This window comes from Bartonella sp. PS17NMGDW (genome assembly GCF_042193555.1).
Taxonomy (GTDB): domain Bacteria; phylum Pseudomonadota; class Alphaproteobacteria; order Rhizobiales; family Rhizobiaceae; genus Bartonella; species Bartonella grahamii.
The window spans coordinates 53613-75116 of the sequence record NZ_JBHILY010000001.1 but is presented as its reverse complement, the minus strand read 5'-3'; the positions used below and the strand labels follow the sequence as shown (position 1 = coordinate 75116).

Below are 21504 nucleotides of genomic sequence, written 5' to 3'. Positions count from 1 at the left end.
AACCTCATTTATCGGACCTCTCATTGGCCCCTTTATCTTGTTTATCTTGGCGCGATACGCCTTTTTTTCCCAATTGACTGGAGGAAACATACCCCACAGACCGAAGAATACTCACTATACCAGCAGCAAATCCAAAGAAGAGGAAAAATACCAATCCCCAAGGATACGAACCTGCTAACTTGTCAAACCCCAACCCCAAAACAACACCAACTATAACACTCGCCAGAAACTCACTGGAAAGCTTAATTGCATCTGCCATCCCTCCTTGTGATTTTTCCCGCTTATTCTTATGCTCCCGCTTCTTTAATGCCTGCTTGCGCACTAAAGCTACGCTTAAGTTCCTACTACGACATTCCAAATCCTCTGAATGAAGACATTCTCCTTGCTTTTCCTCTTCAGCCTCCTTACGGCTTATAACGGGTCTCTCGCCCACCGCCATCATTGGCTCCTTAATTAAAAGCAAAGTAAGAATGCATTTCATAAAACCGTGTGCATCATATTGTTCCCGAATTTATTCGTCAAGATACTAAAAAAAATCTATCACAAATTATCGTATAAATTTTATTGTATAAATAACGTATTTTTCAATTTACATGCTTTCTTAAAAAGATATTCTGAGCACCTAAACCGACTTCACGACAGCTCCCATGAATAATATAAAACTCATAGAATAGCCTTTTTTACACTTAACAAAAGGCGTAAACTGACACCATCTTATTTTCTGGCTCCAAATTTTATATCAATCCTAGTTTTGAAAGAGAACATAAAAAACTAAAAAACATTATGAGAGCGTTGTTTTGCTCCTTTTATTCAAATAAACTTGCACTTTTTATTTTATGAAAATGATAATAATCAATGGTTTTTATATGATCCTATTCGCAAAGTATTTTACATATGCCATCACAGAACCCATCACTCAATGAGCTTGAGGGTATTAAGAGAGGTTTCTTTAAATACGAGATATTAATAAATCTAAAATTTTAAATAGATCAAGCCAATAGAACACAATAAAATTTAAATAAGATCACCATACCACTTTATACAATTTTAATCCACTTTTTTGAATTTTGCCCTATGATTGAATATTGGTCGATTCAGCAAATATTTTTTCTTTTTATTTAAACAAACTATTGTGAGCAAAAGCGCTTATTCATAGCCTTTATTTTTATGAAGCGATAATTTAATGCTTCTTTTCAAACGAGCATCATAACTATATTCCCCTACCCTCATATTGCATCTATTCTTGCATTTAAATAACCCATTAAGAGGATGATGTACTCTTTCTTAAATACTCCCTATCACACTCTTCTCATAACATACAAATAAATGATCTTTATCAAGATGAGAGAACTCTATTCAATAGCGCTCATGGTAAATGATTATGAATAAAATTAAAACTTTAGCAAATAAAAATTTTTTATTTTATGAAAAGAAAGATCATTGAAAAAACTTATTTTTAAGATTCTTAAGTATAGATTTCATTCACTTAAAAAATTAAAGAGTTATCATTTCTTTTTGGAACGTGTCGCAAAAGGATTATCAGAGGCTCGTAATGATATGCGAACGGGTATACCAGACATATCAAATGTTTCACGTAACCCATTGACAAGATAGCGCAAATAGGACTGGGGCATACTTTTGGGGCGCGAGCAAGAAATCATAAATCCAGGAGGACGTGTCTTAACCTGTGTGATGTATTTAACCTTAAGTCGACGTCCAGAAACCGCAGGAGGTGGATGATGAGCCACAACAGTTCCAAGCCATTGGTTCAATTTAGCCGTCGAAATGCGACGATTCCATACACGGTGCATCATCATGACATTTTCCATCAGTTTATCGATCCCTTGACCATATTGTCCTGATAAAGGAACAGCTCTCAAACCACGAACTTGAGGAAGAAATCGCGCACATTTTTCATGCAAATCAATCAATGTGGTCTGACTATTTTCAATAAGGTCCCACTTATTGAAAGCAATAACTGGAACACGCCCTTCACGAATCACAAGATCAGCAATTTGTAAATCCTGCTTTTCAAAAGGTATCGTTGCATCAAAAACAATGACCACCACTTCTGCAAAACGAATAGCACGCAAAGTATCTGCAACAGATAATTTTTCTAATTTTTCCTGAATTTTCGATTTTCGACGTAAACCTGCAGTATCAAAAAGTTTAATATGACGACCACGCCATTCCCAATCTACAGAAATAGAATCACGCGTAAGTCCTGCTTCTGGTCCTGTTAACAAGCGCTCTTGTTTCAACATACTATTGATAAGAGTCGATTTTCCTGTATTTGGACGCCCCGCAATTGCAATCCTAATGGGCTTACTTTCATCGTAAATAAGCTCCTCTTCTTCCAAATCGTTTACATCATCACCAACAGATGCAGGCTGTATCGTAATATCTTCTTCTTTGTTGTTGCCAAAAGCATGCTCTGACCCCACAGCATCTATAATTGCATCACGCAGATCACTAAGTCCCAAACCATGTTCAGCCGATATTGGGCACGGCTCCCCCAAACCTAATGACCACGCCTCATACTCTCCTCCTGTTGCCGCTCTTGACTCAGACTTATTAGCAACAAGCACAATTGGCTTTCCTGATTTGCGAACCAATGAAGCAAAATTTAAATCACTTGGTGTTATCCCGCTCTTTGCATCAAATACAAATAAAATAAGATCCGCTTCATCAATCGCAGCTTTTGTATGAGAACGCATTCGCCCCTCAAGTGTATGATCACCTGCTTCTTCCAGCCCAGCTGTATCAATCACATCAAAACGTAGATCTTGAAGTTTTGCCGCATGAATACGTCGATCACGTGTTACACCAGGCTTATCATCAACCAAAGCCAATTTTTGCCCAACCAAACGATTAAATAGTGTTGACTTCCCAACATTAGGACGACCAACGATAGCAATGGTAAGGCTCATCGATTTATTCCTTATTTGCCTTGCCCTCAGCTTGTATCAGCTCAAGCATTATTCGAGCCCGATCTGTTATTTTTGAACCCGAAGCACCTTTTTCAGAAATTTTCTTAAAATAATAAACCGCCTCATCCATTTTATCCGCCTTATAAGCAGCTAAACCTAAAGCCTCTCTTGCAGACATATGCATAGGATCGGTATCACTTGTCATATCTTTGATACGCTTTTCAACATCAGCTAACGTCCCTGTATCAACTAGGATATAAGCCGCCCGAATTTTTGCAACTTTCTGCAAAATCTCTGGTGCTTTCTCATCCGCTGCAACAGAATCAAAGATCTCCACTGACTTAATAATGTCACCCTTCTCCATGAGTAAAGAAGCCTCACGTAAACGAGCAAGAAAAGGATACCCTCCAAAATGAGAGGTTTTAACAGTTTCTAATTGCTTTATCGCTTTATCAAAATGACGTGTATCCGCAAAATCAAGACTTTTTACAAATGCATCACCAATATAACCGGCTTTCTTTATTTGCTGATAATGGTAAATTTGATAAGCAACTATCATGAGTATAAAAAGAATAGCTGCTCCAATAATTGAAAAACCATACCGTCTCCAAAAAGCAAGCGCCTTTTCCTGACGAAATTCTGCATTCACTTCAGCAATAAAACTATCATACGACATATATCATACCTTGAAAAAAGTTACTTTATCTGTGCTTTTACGCATAAATGGACCAAGATGGTAGTCCTAATTAACTAAAAATATTTAAATTGCTCGTTTATTTATTTTAAATCAACATGTAGCCAAATAAATCGGATTTTTGCAACAGTCTTAATCGAAAATGATGTAAACGCCCTGTTTGTTCACATTACAGCTTTTACATATATTGTCTTGAGTCTTATAAAAAATTCACTGTTTTAATATTTATCATGATTGCCTATCATCTCAAGCGGATTTTCTCCACATTATATAGAGAGATAATCTTTTAAAGTCTTCAACGCAATCGTTGATAGTATTGGATTATAGAATTATAATAGAAAAGACAATTCTTTTAAAAACTTGAACAAAAAATAAATTTCCACGAATACCTACTAAAACCAAATAGATAAATCTTATCTGTATCAAAAATACCGAAGTGCCATAATAAAGTGTGGTATAATTTCAAATCTTCAGTTAAAGCTCTTTATACAAAATGTATCCCTTCAACTTATCTTCATACGATTAACAACCTTTTGTAATTGATCCTTAAAGTTTCTAAAAATATCCTATTGTAAGGGCCAAACCCACATAAGCATTGGAACAGCAATAATAACGATCAACACCGCCAATGGAGCACCCAAACGTGGATAATCACTAAAACGATATCCTCCTGGTGCCATCACGAGCATATTACTTTGATGTCCAATAGGTGTAAGAAACTCACAGCCTGCACCAATTGCAACAGCCATCAAAAAAGCTTCAGGCTTATAATGAAGGGAATGAGCAAAACTTGACGCAATTGGTGCTACCATCATCACTGTTGCTGCATTATTCAAAAATGGCGTGACCAACATAGCTGTCACCAACATAAGTGCTAAGGCACCAGATGGCGGAAAAAATATTGCCAATTGGCTCAGCCATTGACCAATGAGATCTGTACATCCTGTTTTCTCTAACGCTTCACTCACTGGAATAAGAGCCGCTAATAGTACCAATATTGGGCCATCTAATGCCTGATACAGATCACGCGCAGGCAAAACGCGAAAGATAACCATTGCAGCAGCAGCAGAAAAGAAAGAAAAAGCAACTGGAACAATATGAAAAGCTGTAAAAATAATGGCTATAAATAAAACAGCTAAAGAGATGAAACCATGTCGTAAATTTCCAAACACAATATTTCGTTTTGCTAGGGGCAAGCATTTCAATTCTCTTAATAAATTTGGAATAACTGCATCCTGTCCTTGCAAAACAATCACATCGCCAAGATGAAAAATAATATCATCGAGTCTTCCCCGCACCCTTTCATGTTGACGACTTAACGCAAGCAAATTTACATTATAGCGATCAAATAGAGAAAACTCTTTCGCACTAATACCAATAAGAGGTGAATTATGGGTAATGACTGCTTCAATAATATCAATGTCACTGTCCTTATCACCTGCAGCGATAGTTCGCCCTTTAGAAAACTCTAAACGAGCAGAGTTCATCACGCTATCTAACCCTGTATGCGACCCTTCCAGCAAAATAATATCATTTTCAGACAAAACAAAATCTGGTAATGGCGAAATAGATACTTTGTTTCGGATGATTTGAATCACCATAACGTCACCACTTGATGGCTTAACCAAATCAACAATATTTTTCCCTATAATCGGTGAATTTATTGGAATATGCACTTCTGCAACATAATTACGAATATCAATGGCATCATCAAATGATGCACCTGAACGCACACGCACAGGCAAAAGCCAATAAAAACAGACCAAATATACAACACCAGCCGTCGCAATAACCGCACCAACTGGTGTAAAATCAAACATAGTAAAAGGTGTTCCTGCTAAACGTTCTTGCATCGCTGAAATAACAACATTGGGAGATGTTCCTATCTGTGTCATAAGCCCCCCCAACAAAGAACCAAAGGCCATGGGCATCAAAAAGACAGAAGGAGAAACCTGAGAACGACGTGCAAACTGAAAAGCTATCGGAAGCATAATCGCCAAAGCACCAATGTTTTTAACAAACATTGATAATACGACAACAGAAAGAACTAAAAAAGCTAATTGAAGACGCACAGATTTCACGTCTGGCCATATCCGTTGAATAATAAATTCCATTATACCAGAGCGCGATACGGCCGTACTGACAACAAACACACTCCCCACGATAATAACAATATCATTACTAAAACCGCCAAAAGCTTCCTTCGGACTGACAAGACCAAGAGCACAAGCTATTAATAACGTACAAATAGCAACAAGATCATAACGAAATCGATCCCAAATAAAAACAACCATCATGAGACCAATGATCGAAAAAGCCATTATTTGATTTTCTGTCATAACACTCACCTCTCCCCATTAAATTATAATGTACAAAAACATATCTTTTATGTTTTAAATATTCCTATAAACAGCAGCAAGATAAAAGCAGACATCGGAATATTTTAGGATAATCTTAAAGTGATAAAAAATTATGATGCGCATAAACTTACCTCTCCTTATTATGCGTTCTTTTCTATAAAGTGCTAAACTCAAAGAAAATTGATAAAAGTTGATCAAGCTATATTGCAAAAAAGATGAGAATAACTCTAATATAGAGAGTAGATAATTGTTGAAACTGGTACACGCTATATTTAAACCTTTGTCGTTGCTTAAAAGAATTTATCTTCACTCTCAATTCAAAGAGTGATAAAAATGAAAGAAGAAAGAATGGTCAATCTTAATAGTGGGTATCAAAGTAACCTCAGATATTGGCTCACTTGTATTATTGGATTTGTTGCTATCTTGGCAATTATAATTGTTGGTGGATTTTATATCGCAAAACCCTATCTTGACAGTTTTGTAAAACAAGAAATAGCCCGTCGTGGTATAAAAGCCCTAACATCTGAAGTAAGCATTCTAGGTAGAGTCAATTTGAAGAATGTGACATTACCCGTCCCAGCTGGTACATCACTTAGAATTGGTGCCATTTCTGCCCGTCCTCCCCTTTCCTTTATTCCCGGAACTTTTACATTTTATAATGTTGATTTAAAGCATAATAATATTCATGTGCAAATTCCCCAAATTTCTCTTCGGAGTGTATCCTTAAAAGAAAAAGATAGAACGATAACATCACGGCTTTTACAATCAATGATGCGTATTGAGCTTTCCTCAATTATTGCTCCCAATATACAACTTTCTATAGAAAATAAAAATAACCGAATAGAAACGGTTGAAGTCAAGAATTTCCAGCTTTCTGATTTTAAAAATGGCCATATCCGTTCAGTTAGTATTAAAAATATGGATCTTAAAACAGTTGCAGTAAATGGTGCCAAACAGATGCAGCTTATGGCTAAAAGTGATACAATAAAAGCTCATGATATCGACATCAACTATGCCTATTCTATCATTTTTGGAAAAAACAACGCTCTTAACCAAGATAAAGCCGTTACTGGCCCCATTTCTCTGAATAATGTAAGTATCGATGTGTTTGAAGAAGCGGGAAAAAGTAGTTCTTTCTTCCTCGGACAGTTTAAAACATCTGGTTTAAAAATGAAGCCGCTTGAACAAACTCCTGAAAAATTAATCAAAGCTTATCTTAATGCAAGAAAAGAGAATAATAAAATCGCTGAAAAAATAGCACAAAATGGTCTTCTTCTAAACATACTGCTCGCCATTACCTCAGCGGATGCCAAAGTTGATAATGTCACCGTTGATATACCGCAGTTGAAAGCAACACTCGAATCACTCCAATTTAAACCAACCTTGTGGAAACAACCTATCCCCAAAAAGCTTTTTCTTTCTCTCAATAACCTTTCCGTTCTACCTAAAAAAATGAATGAAAAAGACTTAGAGTTCTTCAAAAATCTGAACTTTGAGCGCTTTGACATTTCAGGAAAAATTGATATTTCTTACGATGAAAAAAAACGTATGCTCCTTCTTGATGCAATGTCTTTCAATATGAAAGACGTTGGATCTGGTAACATATCGGCTAAGGTTATTGATGTTGATGAAAAGCTTTTTTCTGGTCAGCAAAATGTAATGATTGCTGCTTCTCAAGACTTTGGCATCAATGAAATTGATGTGCAATATAGGGATGCAGGTTTCATTGATAAGCTTTTTTCTTATCTTGCGCAAAATCTTAATGACAGCCAACATGATCTTAAAAAGGAACTCTATGACGATTTCTATCTAATGATGACGCAGACCCCAAAAATGCTGCTAAAAAATCATGACGAAGCAGAAAAAATTTCAAAATCCTTAGGGGAATTTGCTAAAAATCCACAAACATTGATTGTTAAAATTAAAGCAAAAGATAATAAAGGGCTCACAATGGTTGATCTCGAATCAGCTCTACAAAATGATCTATCCAAGGCTTTAAACAAAGTACATCTCACTATTAAAAATGAAGCATCACCTTAAACATTTTGTGCTTTAAATATGATGATCTTGTCTATAAATTAAGAACTTTATTCCTCTTTTTGCTTTTATATGATACAGAAGGTATCATATAAAGTCATTTACACAGAGAATATAGAATCCTAAAATTGTCGATGCTTGGAGTTGTTCATGTCTGATTTATCTTCAAATCGCCTGCCTAATCGCGCTTCTCGTGTCACCAATCAAGCGCTTTCTGCGATCGAGCGTTTTCTCCATATTGAAGCTCTTAGTGGTATTGTTCTTTTATTAGCTGCTGCTGCTGCACTTATTTTTGCCAATTCTAAATATGCTGCTTTCTATGAATCTTTTTGGCATACACCTCTTGGCTTTAATTTGGGTCATTTCACTCTTTCATGGGATTTACATTTCTGGGTTAATGATGCTCTTATGACTATTTTCTTTCTCGTCGCAGGAATGGAAATTCGACGCGAAATTCATGAAGGTGCTCTTGCCGATTTTAAACAGGCAATCTTACCAATTGTTGCCGCAATAGGAGGCGTTTGTGTTCCCGCAATTATTTACTTTATCTTCAACTTTAACGAGGGGCATATACGCGGTTGGGCTGTGCCAACAGCAACAGATATTGCCTTTGCTCTAGGTATTCTTGCTCTTCTTGGAAAAAAAATTCCTTCTAATCTTCATATTATTCTTCTATCATTAGCGATTATTGATGATATTATCGCTGTTCTTATTATTGCTTTTTTCTACTCAACAAACATTGATCCTAGCGGTTTAATGATTGCAGGAGCAGGTATTACTTTAGTGCTATTTTTTCAGTGGATCGGGCTTGCATCAGCATGGCTTTACATTTTACCTGGTGCAATCATTTGGTGGGGTTTAATGGTAACAGGTGTTCACCCATCACTTGCTGGTGTAATCTTAGGGATGATGACTCCCGTTCTTCCTACCCGTACTCTTGTAGCGCCACTCACCATGCTCAGTAACGCTATGCAAATTCTTCAAGAAAAAAATACAAAAACAGATCTGCATCATATTTCAACCGCATTGAAAAAAATGCGCAAAGGACAACGGGCCATGATTGCTCCAGTAACACGCGTTCAAAAAGCGTTGCATCCATGGGTTGCATACGGTATCATGCCAATCTTTGCCTTCGCAAATGCAGGAGTAAGTTTTGCAAACTTTGATCTTTCTTCTGACAAATCATTCTTGATTGTTTTGGGTGTTGTCATTGGTCTTTTCGTTGGTAAGCCTCTTGGTATTATCACAGCCAGTTATATAGCCGTAAAATCAGGGCTATGCCGCCTACCCCCTCATATGACATGGACAGGCGTTTTACTCATTGGTTTTTTAGCAGGAATTGGCTTTACAATGTCTATCTTTGTTTCAATGCTCGCTTTTAAAGATATTGTTCTGCTTGATGCTGCAAAAATTGGGGTCCTTTGTGGCTCTGGTTTATCTGCTCTTATCGGTCTGGGATATGGATTTATTTATATTAAGCGCAATAAAGGAATTTCCCGTAGCTCCTGACGAGCTAATTGAAAATACATTTTTATGCAAAACTTTTAAAAAGTAATTTTGCTCATTTGTTGGATTCGGACAATATTTAATGTGAAATCCGTTGTCTCACCTCATCTTTACACTTATGAAGGAGAAATTTAACATCATCATACTATTTACTAACCTCTAATGTCGCAATACCTTTGACACTTAAGAAGATTCATAAGAAATATTTTTATTCCTTTCTTCAATAATCTTTTATTCATACACCAACTCCACTCGTGATATACACAGGAATGATTTTAATTGTTTCAATATAAAAGGCTTCGTGGTTTCAGAGAAGCTGCCTTTCGTCGGAAAAATTATTCACTATAAATAAAAATTTAATTGTTATAAATCAATATCTTATGTTCAATTATAAGAAACAGATAAGAATAAACAAAATTCCGTAATCAGTTAAGTAATTCCATGGCTTATTTTTCCCAATAAACCACCCTTCTCGTTACTGATTTTATTGCTGGTATTTTAAACAACTTTAATTTTTATCTTCTTAAAAGGCACATTATTTTTGGTAAAAATATTTCTTTAAAACAAGCGCGTAAATTGGCAATATAATAGCGTTTTTGTTTTACGTGAAAGGCATATACGATTTATTTAACGTAATAAACAAAAACGTGAACCAATATGTAATATCCATTATTTAAAAGATATTTCTGTCAATACCTTTGAAAGTTGTAAAGCAGAATTAAAAGGAAATTGTAAAATGGAAACTGGTTTTCACTTTTATGGCTTTATATTCTCCCCCAATTAGCTTTTATCTCCATTTCAGAGATTCCCCCAACAAGTATACGCAACATCCTTGTTCCTATCTGGCATACAAAAACAGGAGTTGCTCGTAGTCCCCTTATTCGTCTCAATATATATCGTCCAACATGCATCTACGCTGACATTAGATATTGATACAGGTAACAAAAAACAAAAGATTTATTTGGAATAACAACGTCATAAAATCACTACTCGATTGACAATGGAGTGGAAAAATATCCTCGTTTTTTATCATAAACACATCGCTTGTCTCACTCCATGAAAGAATTAAACTTGAAGCATGCTTCCATAGGGAGCACTCTCGTTTACGTAATTAACTCGCGGGAAAAAATTAGTCATTTAGACTATTCTAAAACATACGATCAGGAGAAAAATAGAGCGTATATACCGCTGCTCTCCCCTTTTCCCGCTCTTAGTTGATATTTATTTTCTTTTTGTTTACGGAGTTAGCTCTATATTTCTTGATACCATAAAATACTCTTTACAGATAATTTAAAAAACAATATTTCCGAGACTTTCGAATTATACAACGCTACATTAAATATAATAAGAGTAAAATAATATTTATAAAAATATCTTTATTGGGAATAAACGTATTAATTACTGCACTTTGATAACATATCTTATATTCACTTCAAATGGATATCCCCATTCGAATGCATTATGCTATTAAAAAGTAATTACAAAACAAGAGAATACGTTTCGCATTCATATACTGAATAAAAACAAATTGTGGGAAAAATATGTAAACATGATAAGAAACTAGCACGATATACGGCATAAATGAAAGAATGTATTTCATGCGTAATTGGCAGTATGACAAAGAAAATACTTGTAATAGAGTAGTTAAGAGAAGAAAGTTAACCTAAAGAATATACGGAGGTATCGAAAACTCTAAAAATCTTAATCATAATTCAAAAAAAGACAAATAGACATAAGAAAAAATTTAAGTAATGAAAGCAACACGCTATAACATTATCATTTAATTTTGATCTATCGTTACATGATTTTATGAAAAGTGCTTCTGAAGAGCTCTATAAGCCACAAACGCATAAGATATAGTAATTTTATAACTTATAGCGCAACATAAATATTGTCTATAGAGATATATTTTTTATTGCCTCATAATACAGAAAAAATTAAATTTACAAGATATATATAAAGCCATAAACAACCATTTGAGACAAGCTAAATATCTCTAGAAAATACATCTTCAATTCTATTTTTAGTAATGCCGTCACTAATCCAATAAGCTCAAATTTCTCTAAGATTTATAACATTAAATCTGTATTCACGAGGCTGTCCCTCATGCAACATGCATCCTTTGAATAAACGCAGTGCATTATTCCTTCTTCTATTAAAGCTTATTGTAAAGACTTCTCCATCCCTATCTATAGGCTCTAAAACGTTTATAAACGGCATATTTTATATCCATTCTTAAACAGTTTTATCCAAACATCTTTCTCTTGTAATGTATAAGCAACCATTTTTAAATTCATCATGAACAAGTTTAAAATAAGAGAGTTTTGCTGTATTAAATATTCTATTTAAGTTAAAAATATAAATTATCCTTAACAAAAATTATTAATATATATTAAAGCTTTATGTTATTGAAACTAAAAAATGCTTATCCCTTATCAAGTGCATAAACAGCATGTAATGTTCTAACCGCAAGTTCAGTGTAAGCACTATCAATCAAAATAGAAATTTTAATTTCTGAGGTCGTAATTGCTTGAATGTTAATACCCTTTTCAGCCAAAGCCTTAAATGCTGTAGCGGCAACACCTGCATGGCTACGCATTCCAATACCAATCACAGATACCTTGGCAAGATCACTTTCAAATTGGAGAACATCAAATCCAATTTCTTTGCGATTCTTCTCAAGAAGTGCAACAGCTTTTTCTACATCTGATGATGGTACAGTAAAAGTCATATCCGTTTTTGAGCCATCTTCAGAAATATTTTGCACAATCATATCAACATTAATGCGCTCTTCAGCCAAGGGACCAAAAATTGCTGCCGAAATCCCTGGACGATCGGCAAGCCGACGAAGGGAAATTTGCGCTTCATCCTTAGCAAAAGCAATACCAGTAACATTTTGTTGTTCCACGATTTCATCCTCATCGCAAATAAGTGTTCCAGAAGAACTCTTTGGATCCTCCATGCCTAACGCATCAGGATCCTCAAAACTTGAACGCACAAAGGTACGAACCTTATGAACCATTGCCAATTCAACAGAACGAACCTGTAAAACCTTTGCACCAAGAGAAGCCATTTCCAGCATTTCTTCAAAAGCTACTTTCGGTAAACGACGCGCTTTCGGTTCTATACGTGGATCCGTTGTATAAACACCATCTACATCCGTATAAATATCACAGCGATCAGCTTGTACAGCCGCGGCTATAGCAACAGCACTTGTATCTGATCCCCCACGCCCTAAGGTAGAAATCCGGTTATCTGGAGCTAACCCTTGAAAACCAGCAATAACAGCAACCTGACCTTCCTGAAAACACTCGATTAAAAAAGATCCATCAATATCAGTAATACGTGCACGTCCATGCGCATTGTCTGTATGAATGGGAATTTGCCAACCAAGCCATGAACGTGCATTCACACCCATTTCTTGAAGTGTCAAAGCCAACAAACCTGAAGTAACCTGTTCACCAGAAGCAACCACAACATCATATTCACGAGCATCTCTATGCTTGGAGGAAGCATCACACGTCCACTGAACAAGCTCATTGGTTTTACCAGCCATCGCAGATACGACAACTGCAACCTCATTGCCTGCATCAATCTCTCTTTTGACATGCCGTGCAACATTATGAATACATTCAATATTTGCTACAGATGTTCCACCGAATTTCATGACAATGCGCGCCATTAATAACACTCTTACCTTTACATCTCTTATCTCAAACGGTAATGAGAATTAGATGCTGTATCAACTAACCATTTTCTCGACATAGCGAATATCTATCATTTGTGCAAGTTTCATTATGATTATATTAATTTCTCTTGACTTTGTATAAAATCTACTGGACTTGATCATTAAAAATAAAAGGCAGGCAACATGATAGATGAAACACAAACAACTATTGATCAAAGTGAAATTGATCATTTTTCACGTATTGCTACAGAATGGTGGAATCCACAAGGAAAATTTCGACCTCTTCACCAATTTAACCCAACACGCCTTGCTTACATCAGAGAAAAAATCTGTTTAGAGTTTAATCGCGACCCTTTTTCGCTTACGCCCTTTGACAATTTGAAAATTCTTGATATTGGCTGTGGAGGAGGCTTGTTATCTGAACCAATGGCACGTCTTGGCGCTATGGTCGTAGGCGTTGATGCTGCACAAACAAATATTGAAGTCGCAAAAACCCATGCAGCTCAAAATGACCTTTCCATTGACTACCGCACGACGACAGCAGAAGTACTTGCCAATGAAGGAGAAAAGTTTGATATTATCCTTAATATGGAAGTTGTTGAACATGTCGCTGATGTTAATCTCTTCATAGCAGCTACAGCAAAAATGTTGAAACCACAAGGGTTAATGTTTGTCTCAACACTCAACCGCACGTGGAAATCATGGGGGCTTGCTATTGTAGGTGCTGAATATATTCTACGTTGGCTTCCTAAAGGAACACATGATTATAAAAAATTCCTAAAACCTCTAGAACTTAAAAATTTCTTATCAAAAAACGCTCTGACTGTCATTGATGAGATAGGTATTACTTATAACCCATTAAATGACAGCTGGAATCGCTCAAAAGACATGAGCGTTAACTATCTCCTTCTCGCAAAACGGTCTTAAGGATATGTAATTTACAAATATTATACGCCTTGTAATAAAGAATTGAGCTTTCCCTCAGCCTCTAAAGCATAAAGATCATCACAACCGCCAACGTGATAATCACCTATAAAAATTTGTGGAAATGTATTACGTCCATTTGCACGCTGTACCATTTCTTGGCGAAGGGATGTGGAAGCATCAATATCTGTATACTTTACGCCTTTTTTATCAAGCAAATCACGTGCTTTTGTGCAATAAGGACAGTTAGGGCGTGTATAAATTATTATCTCTTTCATAGTATTATCCTCCAATATTTTTAAATAATATTCACTTTAAAGCCCTCTTACGAGGAGGGAAAAATAGAATCTTCTTTGAGAACACGCGAAAATGTTAGCACATCAACCTGTCGTGCACCTGCATATTTTAATGCAGCAGCTGCTGCTGTAACTGTTGCACCCGTTGTAAATACATCATCAATCAGCAAAACAGAACATCCTTTGAGATATTTTTTAACCTTATGCGAAACCTTAAAAGCATTTTTTACGTTAAGTTTTCTTTCTCTTGAAGAAAGACTAACCTGCGGACGGGTATGCCGACAACGAACAAGCCAACTTGGTTTTAAAAGCTTTTTTTGTGATGCTGCAATATAACGTGCAAGCTCAGCAGATTGATTATAACGCCTCTCCCAAAAACGACGAAAATGCAATGGAATGGGAATAATAACATCACAATCATCAATAAGCTCGCGTCCAGAAAACATCATCCAATTGGCCATAAATGATGCCAATTCTATATGATCACCATATTTTAAGCGCGTTACTAAAGTTCGTGCAAGCCCTTTATGAACAATAGCTGAGCGAACACGTGAAAAAGGAGGGGAATTACGAAGTGCTTCACCACTAAGAAAACCATCCCCCATATCACAAACAAAAGGAGTCCCCATAACAGGACAATAAGGTTTTGTGATAAATTGAAGGTCTTTCCAACATTCGGAGCAAATCGTACCATAGGTAGAAACATTTTGCTTACATCCAGGACAAATTGGTGGATAAAGCACAGTTTTCAAGCGTTCAATGAACTTACTTAGTATATCCCCACTACTTAACGCCGCTTCTCGAAAATACAACATTATAAATTTAGGCTTTTACAAGTTTCCCTCAGAACAAAAGTTCCTTTGTATTTCCTCAATTTATAATTTTAATTCCTTTAAAAACTCTTACCTTCTATAAATTTATTTTTCTTTTATATTATAAACTTGACAGAGCTTGCACAAATAATGAACCTTTTCAAAATATATTCTTCCATAGATCGAAAGTGTTCCACAATATGTCGCATCCTTTAATTTTTGATCATAACCGCATTGAACAATTCCGAAAACGTGCCTTTCAAAAAGCAAAAAAAGGATACGACTTTTTACTCTCTCACATGGCAGAAGATCTCTATAAACGTCTTAGCACTGTTGATCGCCTCTTTACATTAGCTCTCGATTTACACAGCCATACAGACCTTGCTGCGCAAGCTTTAATGAAATCTGGAAAAGTTTGTTCTATAGAACGTATTGAGACCGATACGCTTTACCAAAGCCATGATAAAAAATTTCATTTACGTCATCGAGAATTTCTTGATTTACCTCAAAGTTACTGTGACCTTATTATTTCACTTCTTTCATTACAATTGACCAATGATACCCCTGGTGTTCTAAGCCAGATAAAAAATACCCTTAAACCAGATGGCTTATTTCTTGCTGTTATGGCAGGAGCTGGTACATTAAGAGAATTGCGGGAAAGCCTGCTGCAAGCTGAAAGTGAAATTTATGGTGGAGCAAGCCCTAGAATCTATCCTTTTGCCGACATTCGTGATGCAGGCGCTCTTTTACAGCGTGTGGGCTTTGCTCTGCCTGTAGCAGACGTTGAAGATATCACAATACGTTATAATACAATGTTTGACCTTATGCACGATCTTAAAGCTATGGGAATGCAAAATGCACTCATCAATCGTTCACGACGCCCTGTATCTAAACGTTTTTTTCTCCGCGCAGCTGAAATCTATGCACAACGATTTAGTGATCCTGATGGACGTATTCGTGCACATTTTTCTTTCATCTGGCTCTCTGGTTGGGCTCCTCATCCCCATCAACAAAAACCCCTACAACCTGGTTCAGCGCAAATATCTCTTACAGATGTTTTACAGCCCAAAAAAATATAATCTAAAATTATTTTTTAAAAATACTTTTATCTGTTGTCCGTAATATTTGACTGGTAACCGTTCCAGCTATCATTGAATCGCTCACGTTTAGAGCAGTACGTCCCATATCAATTAGCGGTTCGATAGAGATAAGTACAGCAACCAAAGTAACAGGAAGCCCCATAATTGGTAACACAATCAATGCAGCGAAAATAGCGCCTCCCCCCACACCAGCAACACCAATAGAACTCAACGTCACGACCCCAATAAGCGTAGCAATCCAAGTAGGATCAAGAGGATTAATACCCATAGACGGTGCAATCATGGTCGCAAGCATCGCTGGATAAAGACCAGCACAACCATTTTGTCCAATTGTTGCCCCAAAAGAAGCTGCAAAACTCGCAATGGGTTGTGGTACACCTATCCACTGTGTTTGCGCTTCAATATTTAAAGGAATACTTGCAGCACTTGAACGACTGCTAAAAGCAAATGTTAAAACCGGTAAAACCTTTTTGAAAAAACGAAAGGGATTAACCCCAGAAATACCAAGCAATACACCATGAATTCCAAAAATTAAAATAATACCGACATAAGATGCAATGATAAAAACCAGTAAATTTAAAATATCTGCAATACGCGATGTTCCTCCTACTTTCGTCATAAGTGCAAAAATACCATAAGGCGTCAAAGCAATCACAATACGGACTAACCGCATAATCCAAGCTTGTCCCACTTGAATAAATAAAAGCGCTTTTTCTCCTTTTTCTGGCTCATCTTTCTTTAAAAGAAGAACCGCTGCACCTAAAAATGACGCAAAAATAACAACACTGATAATTGACGTACGTTTGGCTCCACTCAACTCAGCAAATGGATTTTTAGGAATCATAGACAAAATCATCTTTGGTATATTCATATCTCCAAGTTTAGAAATATGACCTTCAAGAAGAGCAGAAACATTTTGCCCTTCATGCACCAAACCATCAGTTGTTAATCCAAAAAAATTAACCACAAGCACACCAACCAATGCTGAAAGAGCCGTTGTAAAAAGCAATATTGAAATTGTTATTATACTCATCTTTCCAACAGCATAAACAGAATGTAAATGAGCAACTGCTGAAACAATAGAGATAAAAACCAGTGGCATAACAATCATTTGCAACAATAAGATATAGCCCTCACCAACAATGTTAAACCATTCAACGGATTTCAATAAAGTGCTTTCACCCTCTCCATAAACAAACTGCAAAACACTTCCAAAAATCAAGCCAAGGATAAGCCCTAGCATAACACGTAGTGAAAGACTCCATTGCATTCTCTTACTTTGAGAAACCAACAATAAAAAAATAACAAATAGAAATAAATTGACGAAAAAATTAAATGTCATTGTCTATGCTCACTTACTATTGTTATGATTGACGTCAATAATCTGCATAATTCAAAATCAATGCATGATATTTAAAATTAACATAAAGCTTACCAGGATTTTACAAAATCATTATTTTTTTAATTTATCGATTAAAAGAGAACTTTTTATCTACTAATAACTGTTTAAATAAAATAAATAAAATTATTTTCCTATTCTTTAAATTTACGCTCTCATAAAATAGTTAAAAAAGAGAAATATAAACAACATTCATTGCGTCTTAATACTGAATAATTCCAGCATATCTTATCCTATCAATATCCTTACCTCTCTCTTTTTCTATTTGAACTGAAGCGAGCTTTCCAAGAAAGGATGAATTAACAATCGAACATTCATGACTTTTCTAGAAAATACACCAACAAGCTACTTTTGCTAATTTTATGGACTGTACTCTCAACAGCTTTGACCAGCATTTCAAATATAATTATTTTATTGAAAAGACCTTTCATACATTCTTTCTTTGCTCTCAATGAAAGCTTTTTTATTTTTCGAAATTCTTTTTATAGTCATAAAAAAGACTTTGAACGCCACAATACCTATTGAATGACAAAATATTGATTTATAAAAATAATTTACTGTTTTGCATATTAAATGAGAGTCCCGAATAACGTAAGATTCTCTTATTTCAAACCTGTTTATCTTGAATCAATCAAAATCACTTGCTTGCACGTCACAAGCAGGGCTGGCGTGTAAATAAAAAATGTATAAGAAAGGAGTAGAAATACTTCTTATGAAACGTCTTAATTCAAGAGCTATCACAACATTGGAGGGCGGAGCTTGGGCAGAAAATATAAATAATATGATGGCTTTTTATAATAGTGCAGTAAAATGTTTTAATGATACCTATCTATATGCTGATCGAACAACACGTGCACGTACCGTAGATAATTTTATCACTTTAGATGTAAAAAAGATAAGTTGTAGTTATAATGTTAAGCAAGAACTAATCAGAGGAAGGGTTTTTGAATTTGAAGAGATATGTCTCACGCAAAGTTCGTATCGTCCTTTTACACGACTATGACTTTATTATAATCGTATCTTAAATGACGGAGTTGATCAGATACCACATGTATTCCCTATGGGGCAAGCAGTAGAAAATAGAGTCATAGAAATTACAAGCATAGGAGCACGAAGCTGTTTTTCTGTGTTGATAGCTAAGAATTTACCTAATCTAGATGCAATAGATACAGGCCAATGCTTTCCACAGTATTTTTATAAAAATGTTGAATCTTCTATAACTGATCATGATGAGAAACAATCCCATTTGTTTACAAATTCAATAAAGGAAAGAAAAACATCTGGTTTACAGAGGCGTGATGCCATCACTGATAAAGGATTAACGCATTTTAAGCTGCTTATCCTAGTGAGACCATAACTAAAGATGATCTATTCTATTAAGCTTACGGATTATTGCATTCAAAAGATTACCGTACTCGCTATGCTCATAATTTATGCAAAGAATTGCCTCGTATCCCCTGTGTAAAAAGCGCTGAAGATTTCAGGATATTGTGGACAACAGAGTGTGAGTTTGATCACTTGCACATAAATTATGAAAGTGTGGAGCCTTATCTTGTGACCTTTAAAAAGGATAAATCTACTGTTATTTACAACAGCAATATCATCATGAAAAACATCCCTCTTGAAGCTTATGAGTATATCGTTAATGGCAACCCCACTCTTGAATGGGTTATGGAGCGTCAATGTGTAAAGATAGATAAAAAGAGTGGCATCGTTAATGATGCCAATCGCTATGCTATTGGAACCATTGGTAACCCTGCTTATCCATTAGAGTTGTTTCAAAGGATCATACTATAAGTTTAGAAACAATGAAAATTGTTAAAAAACTACCAAAATTAGAAGTGTGAGAAACCGAATAGACTTATGAGGTTAACACACCTCATAAAGATCTCTTGTGTATTGCTTTAAAACGGCAGTCTATAACTTTAACCATCTTATTAAGTTTATTACCTACAATCTTAAAAGGATAGTTTATATGTGTTATTCTAAAGACAAGGCTTTGCACTTTTAGACACTGTTATTTGGATTGCTTTTAAAAGATTATATCATAATCTAAAATGATAGCTTTATTGTTTTCAAAAGCTCTGTTGAAAAAGAGCTATATGTATTCATTTTACTTATAGATTTTGAAGGTGTCTAAAATCCTCAAAATCTTCAAGAACCTCAAAACTAATAACCATAATGGTCTTAATAGCATTTTTTATGACTAGAACCTATCTTTTGAAATGGCTTTAAAGGATCACATGCTTATCATAAGATATATTTAATCACTCACTAAAATGATCTATTTTGTCGGTTCAATTTACTGACAGAAAAATGACAAAAGTCTATTAAAAGGGAGTTTTCTGACCTCTATAATTATCAGTCTCTCTTTAGATGTCTTTATAACAGGCAATAAAGCGCATTATCATCTTTATTATTTATATTATGAAAATGAAAAATGATGCCACGACTATAAAAAATATAATAGCTATAGAGCATGCGTGAAAAAACAGGTTTTCATAATCACAATGCAAATGAACGCGTTGGTTATAAAGAACGCGGTGCCTATTAAAGTTGTTCAAATTAGAGCCCCTTATAAACAAAATCTACAAAAATCATTAAAATCATTTAGTAAAAAACTGATACGTTATAAAGCTAAAAATACGCATGATGAGAGCGTTTATAAATATTATTAATGTTATAGATAATAAATAACGCAATTGTTTAATAAATTACACAATATATCTTTAAAATACATAATAAAAAATAATCAAGTAATAAGCACATAAACAATATTTACACATAATATATTTAAAAAATATAAAATTGTAAAATATTTATTTACAATAAATACGTATCGTGTTACATAAATTCTAGATATATTAGTTTATATGTTACGAAAAAGCATTTTCCATACCTTTAAAATACTGACTGTCTTTTATGTTTTTGTTAGTATATGAGTACTTTGTCGGATGTAGCTATGCCATACAATACCCTTTTATGGGAAATGCAACGCCACTCGTAATCTACATATCATTCAATATAATTTGAAACACAATACCAACAAAAATATCACATATACCATTGATATAACCAAATTAAATGATATCAACCGTCGTAATAGCCCCGTATTCAATACCGACCTATTTATCGAAGATAAGGAGTTAAATCACTCATGAAACGTACCGTAACATTTATTGTTTTATCTTCTCTATTGATCGTTTTGTTCGCTGTATTAATATCACTTGGATATACCAAAGTAAATGATCTCGATCCGTACAACGAACTTTATCAGTCATACCTCAAATAACAACTATAGAGATTCAGAATATCGCTAAAAAGAGGAAATAGTAAAAGAATAAATTATCTGTATAGAGAAAATGATCTCCTGTAATTTTCCTACCCGTTTTTAAAATACATCTATTGCCTTCATGATGAGTGTATAACTATATCGTATAATGGTACAAAAAGGTATAAAAGCCCCTTGAGATCTGGCTACTAAAAAATGGAAGAAGAAAAATTTAAAAGTGCACTAGATATGTTTAACTAACAAAAAAGTTTTTGTTGCCCGTCTCTACAAAAACCGAAATTTTTTATTTTTATTCCATACTTTACTCTTGTAACAAAAGAATAACACATATTGCTATAATATAATCAAATACATGGAGTGAGAATAATAAGACATAAAGAAACATTCATATTAGCAACATAATTTCAAGAAATTATCCATTAAAAATGATTTTTGGTATATTTCCTCCTTTAAACGCAAATTATAT

12 protein-coding genes and 1 pseudogene are annotated in these 21504 nt (G+C 34.9%); 5 read left to right on the top strand and 8 right to left on the bottom strand.

Features of this window, described 5'->3' with window-relative positions; genetic code table 11:
- Positions 1–4: 4 nt before the first annotated feature.
- From ACFIJK_RS00280 to ACFIJK_RS00265, 4 genes are all read right to left on the bottom strand, one after another.
- Entirely contained in the window at positions 5–439 is a 435-nt protein-coding gene (locus tag ACFIJK_RS00280; protein ID WP_375625147.1) for an AtpZ/AtpI family protein, read from the bottom strand.
- Positions 440–1505: 1066 nt separating this feature from the next.
- Positions 1506–2930, bottom strand: a complete 1425-nt coding sequence (gene der / locus ACFIJK_RS00275; protein WP_375625148.1) for a ribosome biogenesis GTPase Der — start codon at positions 2928–2930, stop codon at positions 1506–1508.
- Positions 2931–2934: 4 nt separating this feature from the next.
- Positions 2935–3606 (bottom strand): tetratricopeptide repeat protein, encoded by a 672-nt coding sequence (locus ACFIJK_RS00270; protein WP_375625149.1) that lies wholly within the window; start codon positions 3604–3606, stop codon positions 2935–2937.
- A 584-nt stretch (positions 3607–4190) separates the two neighbouring features.
- The gene (locus ACFIJK_RS00265) at positions 4191–5963 is read right to left on the bottom strand and encodes an SLC13 family permease (protein WP_375625671.1); all 1773 of its coding nucleotides are present in this window, start codon (positions 5961–5963) and stop codon (positions 4191–4193) included.
- A 354-nt stretch (positions 5964–6317) separates the two neighbouring features.
- Here ACFIJK_RS00265 and ACFIJK_RS00260 point away from each other — a divergent pair, with 354 nt between their 5' ends.
- Together ACFIJK_RS00260 and nhaA are read left to right on the top strand one after the other, a co-directional pair.
- A complete protein-coding gene (locus ACFIJK_RS00260) occupies positions 6318–8024 on the top strand; it encodes a hypothetical protein (RefSeq protein WP_375625669.1) in 1707 nt (568 codons plus the stop codon).
- Positions 8025–8171: 147 nt separating this feature from the next.
- Positions 8172–9530 (top strand): Na+/H+ antiporter NhaA, encoded by a 1359-nt coding sequence (nhaA, locus tag ACFIJK_RS00255; RefSeq protein ID WP_375625667.1) that lies wholly within the window; start codon positions 8172–8174, stop codon positions 9528–9530.
- Positions 9531–11952: 2422 nt separating this feature from the next.
- Here nhaA and ACFIJK_RS00250 read toward each other — a convergent pair.
- Positions 11953–13209: an aspartate kinase gene (locus ACFIJK_RS00250; protein ID WP_375625153.1), complete on the bottom strand. Its 1257-nt coding sequence runs from the start codon at positions 13207–13209 to the stop codon at positions 11953–11955.
- 189 nt (positions 13210–13398) lie between these two features.
- On the opposite strand from ACFIJK_RS00250, the gene ubiG reads away from it, so the two are divergent.
- Complete coding sequence (gene ubiG / locus ACFIJK_RS00245; protein ID WP_375625664.1) at positions 13399–14142, top strand: bifunctional 2-polyprenyl-6-hydroxyphenol methylase/3-demethylubiquinol 3-O-methyltransferase UbiG; 744 nt, start codon at positions 13399–13401, stop codon at positions 14140–14142.
- A gap of 20 nt (positions 14143–14162) precedes the next feature.
- Here ubiG and grxC read toward each other — a convergent pair whose 3' ends face one another.
- Together grxC and ACFIJK_RS00235 are read right to left on the bottom strand one after the other, a co-directional pair.
- Complete coding sequence (grxC, locus tag ACFIJK_RS00240; RefSeq protein WP_375625662.1) at positions 14163–14417, bottom strand: glutaredoxin 3; 255 nt, start codon at positions 14415–14417, stop codon at positions 14163–14165.
- 47 nt (positions 14418–14464) lie between these two features.
- A complete protein-coding gene (locus ACFIJK_RS00235; RefSeq protein ID WP_375625660.1) occupies positions 14465–15250 on the bottom strand; it encodes a ComF family protein in 786 nt (261 codons plus the stop codon).
- A 197-nt stretch (positions 15251–15447) separates the two neighbouring features.
- Between ACFIJK_RS00235 and ACFIJK_RS00230 the strand changes: the two genes are divergently transcribed.
- Complete coding sequence (locus tag ACFIJK_RS00230; protein ID WP_375625658.1) at positions 15448–16326, top strand: methyltransferase; 879 nt, start codon at positions 15448–15450, stop codon at positions 16324–16326.
- A 7-nt stretch (positions 16327–16333) separates the two neighbouring features.
- Here the strand turns inward: ACFIJK_RS00230 and ACFIJK_RS00225 are convergent, their stop codons facing one another.
- Positions 16334–17689 carry an L-cystine transporter gene (locus ACFIJK_RS00225; protein ID WP_375625656.1) on the bottom strand — a complete coding sequence of 452 codons (1356 nt, stop codon included), beginning with the start codon at positions 17687–17689 and terminating at the stop codon, positions 16334–16336.
- 820 nt (positions 17690–18509) lie between these two features.
- Between ACFIJK_RS00225 and ACFIJK_RS00220 the strand changes: the two are divergent.
- Positions 18510–19593 (top strand): annotated as a pseudogene (locus ACFIJK_RS00220) (type ISP restriction/modification enzyme); the annotation flags it as partial.
- Positions 19594–21504 lie beyond the last annotated feature (1911 nt).